Consider the following 1,763-nt stretch of genomic DNA (forward strand, 5'->3'; position numbering starts at 1 on the left):
ACAGAAAGCGCTGGGCATGGCGCAGCTCGGCGCCGGCTGAGTTCAGGTAGGTCTGCTCGACCAGGCTCAGGCCCAGACTGGCCTGCCAGTCCACCAGGCGGCTGTCCTTGGGTACGCTGGCTGATTCCGCGGCGAGCAAGCCAAGGCAGTCGGCCAGGCTGGGCACGGGCTGGTCGAAGTTGGGCGAGATGTGGTCGTGGCGGGCGCTGGGCACGGGTTGCCCGCGCAGATCCAGCAGACTATGCCGGGCGATCTGCCGGGCCAGGGCTTCGGCCTGCTCCAGGGCGCGCTGCAGGCCGGCCTGCGACAGATCGGCGGTGGCCGCATAGGCCTCCACGCCATTGACCCGTACGGTGAGCATCGCGCCCTCGTCCTGGCTGAACGAGGGTGGCTCGGCCACATTGCGGCGAACCGAAAGCGCCTGGTGCGACTGTTTCACATGGCGCAGGGAAAACAACTCGGCCTTGCTGCGCAGCGCGGCAAAGCGCTGGCGCAGCAGGGCGCTGGAATCGAACATGTGCAAGCCTCCGTGTACACGGTGGCTCCCCCTAGAACCACTCGTCCTGCATCGCGAGGCAAGTGTTGTCGCGCGCCTCGAGCAATGCCAGCTCATTATGGCAGCCTGGTACTTCCCAGGTCAGGAAATAACGGGCGGCCTGCAGCTTGCCGAGGTAAAAGTCGCGCTCGCCAGCGTCGGCCTTGAGCAGCCCAAGTTCGGCGTGGACTGCCTGTTCCAGCCACCGCCAGCCGATTACACAGTGGCCGAAGGCCTTCAGGTACAGGGCCGAGTTGGCCAGGGCCCCGGTGACTTTACCCTGGGCCAGGTCACCGAGCAGGGTCAGGGTGACCCCTTGCAGGCGATTGACCAGCTGCTCCAGTGGCTGGCGCAGCGGGTCGAGGTTGGGGTGGTGGCTGGCGCGCTCGCCGGTGGCGGCGATTCGGCGAAGCAGTTGCTTGAGGCCGGCGCCATTGTTCTGCGCCAGCTTGCGGCCGAGCAGGTCGAGCGACTGGATGCCCTCGGTGCCTTCGTGGATCGGGTTCAGGCGATTGTCGCGGTAGTACTGCTCCACCGGGTATTCGCGGGTATAGCCGTGGCCGCCGAGAATCTGGATCGCCAGTTCGTTGGCCTTGAGGCAGAACGCCGAGGGCCAGGACTTGACGATCGGGGTCAGCAGATCGAGCAGTTCCTGCGCCTCGTTGCGGGCGCTCTCATCACTGCCGGTCTGCGTGTCGTCGAACAGGCGCGCGGCGTACAGGCCAAGGTCGAAGGCGCCTTCGACGTAGGCTTTCTGCGCCAGCAGCATGCGTTTCACATCGGTGTGCTGAATGATCGGCACCGCGCTGCTGTGCGGGTCCTTGTTGTCCGGCAGGCGGCCCTGCGGGCGCTGGCGGGCGTATTCCAGCGAATACAGGTAGCCGGCATAACCCAGCATCACCGCACCCATGCCGACGCCAATACGCGCTTCGTTCATCATCTGGAACATGCAGGCCAGGCCTTGATGCGGCTGGCCGACCAGATAGCCGACGCACTGGCCGTTGTCACCGAAGTTGAGCGCCGTGGAGGTGGTGCCGCGCCAGCCCATCTTGTGGAACAGCCCGGCCAGCAGCACATCGTTGCGCGGACCGCAGCTGCCGTCGGGGTTGACGTGGTACTTGGGCACGATGAACAGCGAGATGCCCTTCACCCCAGGCGGGGCGTCCGGCAGCTTGGCCAGTACCATGTGCACGATGTTTTCCGACAGCTCGTGGTCGCCGCCGGAGAT

The 1,763-nt window shown here is 65.9% G+C and carries 2 protein-coding genes; both read right to left on the minus strand.

The window, feature by feature from the left end:
• On the minus strand, positions 1 to 517 hold a 517-nt coding region (locus tag G1E_RS23140; RefSeq protein WP_047150141.1), incomplete at its 3' end, for a PmbA/TldA family metallopeptidase.
• Between the two features lie 31 nt (positions 518 to 548).
• Positions 549 to 1,763: acyl-CoA dehydrogenase (locus G1E_RS23145; protein WP_047150143.1), on the minus strand; the 1,215-nt coding region annotated here is incomplete at its 5' end.

Origin of the sequence: Pseudomonas sp. TJI-51 (genome assembly GCF_000190455.2) — a bacterium.
Classification (GTDB): domain Bacteria; phylum Pseudomonadota; class Gammaproteobacteria; order Pseudomonadales; family Pseudomonadaceae; genus Aquipseudomonas; species Aquipseudomonas juntendi.